This window comes from Streptomyces sp. NH27 (genome assembly GCF_056859195.1).
Map to the genome: position 1 here is coordinate 1 of NZ_JACEGK010000673.1, position 3,575 is coordinate 3,575.

The 3,575-nt window shown below is 72.8% G+C and carries 3 protein-coding genes; 2 read left to right on the top strand and 1 reads right to left on the bottom strand.

Annotated elements, in window-relative coordinates; translation table 11 throughout:
* Positions 1–84: 84 nt before the first annotated feature.
* Positions 85–579 (bottom strand): inorganic diphosphatase, encoded by a 495-nt coding sequence (locus tag AC13HU_RS34165; protein ID WP_328465286.1) that lies wholly within the window; start codon positions 577–579, stop codon positions 85–87.
* A 114-nt stretch (positions 580–693) separates the two neighbouring features.
* Between AC13HU_RS34165 and dacB the strand changes: the two genes are divergently transcribed.
* Positions 694–2,088: a D-alanyl-D-alanine carboxypeptidase/D-alanyl-D-alanine endopeptidase gene (dacB, locus tag AC13HU_RS34170; RefSeq protein ID WP_483045878.1), complete on the top strand. Its 1,395-nt coding sequence runs from the start codon at positions 694–696 to the stop codon at positions 2,086–2,088.
* A gap of 94 nt (positions 2,089–2,182) precedes the next feature.
* Positions 2,183–3,361, top strand: coding sequence for a zinc-dependent metalloprotease (locus AC13HU_RS34175; protein ID WP_483045879.1), 1,179 nt, complete (start codon positions 2,183–2,185; stop codon positions 3,359–3,361).
* Positions 3,362–3,575: the final 214 nt, after the last annotated feature.

Here is a 3,575-nt window from a genome sequence, read left to right on the forward strand (position 1 = left end):
CCGTACGGGCCCGCGTTCGGCGCACGCACAGCGCAGGCCCGCGGCCGGGATCGGTCGCGGGCCCGTACTGCGGGAAGCCGGCGGTCAGTGACCGCCGTTGTGCTCCTTGAGGCGGCGGAAGGACTCCTCGATCTCCGCCTCGGCCTCGGTCCGGCCGACCCAGTTCGCGCCCTCGACGGACTTGCCGGGCTCCAGGTCCTTGTAGACCTCGAAGAAGTGCTGGATCTCCAGGCGGTCGAACTCCGAGACGTGGTGGATGTCCCGCAGGTGCTCCACGCGCGGGTCGGACGCGGGCACGCACAGCACCTTGTCGTCGCCGCCGGCCTCGTCGGTCATCCGGAACATGCCGATGGCGCGGCAGGTGATCAGGCAGCCGGGGAACGTCGGCTCGTCCAGAATCACCAGCGCGTCCAGCGGGTCGCCGTCCTGACCGAGGGTGTTCTCGATGAAGCCGTAGTCCGCCGGGTAACTCGTGGACGTGAAGAGCCTGCGGTCCAGGCGGATACGACCGGACTCGTGGTCCACCTCGTACTTGTTTCGTGAACCCTTCGGGATCTCGATCGTGACGTCGAACTCCACGGCCCTACTCCTCAATGATCAGCACACAGTGTGGGTGGTTAAGTGTCTCCCACGCATCGGGGTGGTCGCGAAAGGGGCTGGTCGGCTGTGCCGCTCGGCAGGACGTGGCAGGTCGTGGCGGTATCCGCCGGGATAGGCGCGGTCGTCGCCGCAGGCGCGGCGGCCGCCGCCGGGCCGTGGCAGGGCGGGCAGCGCACCGCGGAACGGCACTTCGCCGCGAAGCGGGACACCGTCGCCGGGCCGGGCGGCACGGCGACGACGACACCCGGCCCCGTATCCACGGCCGGACCCGGGGGCGTACCGACCGCCGCGCCGACCGCCGCGCCCGTCCTGCTGCCCGTCGGAGGTTCCGCCGCACCGCTGCCCGCCGGCCTCCCGGCGAAGCTCGCCGGGAAGCTCGACCCGCTGCTGACGGCGTACGGCATGGGCCCGGTCCGCACCGGCGCCGTGATCGACGTGAGCACCGGCACAGTGCTCTACGACCACAAGGACGGCATCGCGACGACGCCCGCGTCCACCACCAAACTCGCCACCGCCACGGCCGCGCTGGGCCTGCTCGGCCCGGAGAAGCGGCTGACCACGCAGGTGGTGATGACCGGTACGGGCGAGGTGGTGCTGGTCGGCGGCGGTGACCCCACGCTCCAGTCGGGGCAGCTCGCGAAGGACACCGCGAAGGCGCTGAAGGCGGCCGGGCGGACGAAGATCGCGCTCGGCTACGACACGTCCCTCTACAGCGGGCCGACGCTGCATCCCATCGGGCACAACGAGAACCTCGCCCCGGTCACCGCGCTGATGGCGAACGAGGCGCGGCTCGACGGAAGCAGCAGCGGCCCCGCCTCCCGGGCATGGGACCCGGCGGCCAGTGCGGCGTCGAACTTCGCGCAACTGCTCGGCGAGCAGGGGATCACCGTGACCGGCGTCTCGCACGAGCACGCGGGCAAGGCGGGGACCGTGGCCGGCACCACGCTCGCGACGCACGAGTCGGCGCCGCTGGCCGATCTCGTGGAGCGGATGCTCACCAACAGCGACAACGACCTCGCGGAGGCGCTGGCCCGCCAGGTGGCGATCGCGAGCGGGCAGCCGGCGAGCTTCGCAGGTGGCGCGGCGGCGATCAGGGCGGCGCTGGCGCGGTACGGGGTTCCGCTGCCGCAGGCGTCGTTCCACGACGGGAGCGGGCTCGACCACGAGGATCGGCTGGCGCCGGTCACCCTCGCGCGGCTGCTGGCGCTGGCGGCGAGCCCCGAACACACCGAGCTGCGCCCGATCCTCACCGGGATGCCGGTCGCGGACTTCACGGGGACGCTGGCGGCGCGCTTCCAGGGGTCGCCCGCGGCGGGCCTGGTGCACGCGAAGACGGGGACCCTCACGGGGACCAACACGATCGCGGGAACCGTCGTCACGGCCGACGGGCGGCTGCTCGCGTTCTCGTTCATGACGCAAGGGGGAGCCGACCCGGTCGCGACCGAGGGCGCCCTCGACAGACTGGCCACGGCAGTGGCCGCCACCTGACCCCCGGGGCGCGGAGAGGGACGGACGGCAACCGGCGGGGCGCAGAACCGGCCTGGGCGCCCCCAAAGCGGGGGCGGCAACGTACCGTGAAGGTATGACGAGCATCGGTGGAAGCGAGATGGTCGACTGGAACCTCGCCGTGGCGACCGCACAGCGACTGACGCGGCCCGGTCCGGAGGTGAGTCGGGACGAGGCACGCGCGATCGTGGCCGAGTTGCGGAAGCACGCCGAGGAGTCGGAGAACCACGTCAGCGCGTTCACGCGGATGTACGGCGAGGGTGCGGCGCGACCGCACGGCACGCCGGTGCTGATCGTGGACCGGCCCGGCTGGGTACGGGCCAACGTCGCCGGGTTCCGCGAGGTGCTCAAACCGCTGCTGGGCAAGATGCAGGCGCGCCGCCCGGGCGGCGCGGGCGGGGTCGTACTGGGCACCGTGGGCGGCAAGGTCACCGGCGTCGAGGTCGGGATGCTGCTGAGCTTCCTGTCCTCCCGGGTGCTCGGCCAGTACGAGACGTTCGCACCGCCCTCGCGGGAGATGCCCGCGGGACCGGTGCAGCCGGGCCCGGGGGAGTCCAGGGCCGGGCGGCTGCTGCTGGTCGCCCCGAACATCGTGCACGTCGAACGCGAGCTGGACGTCGATCCGCACGACTTCCGGCTGTGGGTGTGCCTGCACGAAGAGACCCACCGCACCCAGTTCTCCGCGGTGCCGTGGCTGCGCGACCACATCGAGGGCGAGATCCAGTCCTTCCTCGGCGAGACCGAACTCGACGCCTCCACGGTCGTGGAGCGGGTCCGGCAGGCGGTGCAGACCTTCAGTGGCGCGGGCAAGGACCGGGAGGAGGGCGAGGAGGGCGCCGGCGGCGAGCCGGACGACGGCCGTAGCCTCGTCGACCTGGTGCAGACCCCCGCGCAGAAGGAGATCCTCACCCGGCTGACCGCCGTGATGTCGCTGCTCGAAGGGCACGCCGACTACGTGATGGACGGCGTGGGTCCCGAGGTCGTGGCGACCGTCGCGGAGATCCGGGAGAAGTTCGGGCAGCGGCGCGCCAGCGGCGCGGGCCGGCTCGACCAGGCGCTGCGCCGGATGCTCGGCCTGGACGCGAAGCTGCGGCAGTACCGCGACGGCGAGCGGTTCGTGCGCGGCGTGGTCAAGGAGGTCGGCATGGACGGCTTCAACCGCGTGTGGACCTCGCCGAACACGCTGCCCACCAAGGCGGAGATCGCCAAACCCGCGGAGTGGGTGGCGCGGGTGCACGGCCGCACCGACAGCTGACCGCGAGCCCGCACCGTACCTTCCGTGGACGCGTGCGGGCTCGTTCGTGCGTCCGCACGCCCCGGGCGCGCCTCCGCGCGCCTGCCCGTGCGCACCATCCACCTCACCCGTAACGGCCGTGTCGTCCCGCGGTGGGCGGCTCGGCTGCTGGTTTTGCGCCCGGTTCACCCGTCCGAGGGACCACTGGCGTGGGGTGCCGCGTGCGATGCGCGGG

What these genes read in the sequence shown, in the direction of transcription:
- AC13HU_RS34175 (WP_483045879.1), top strand. Translation starts at nt 2,183, where the DNA reads ATGACGAGCATCGGTGGAAGCGAGATGGTCGACTGGAACCTCGCCGTG.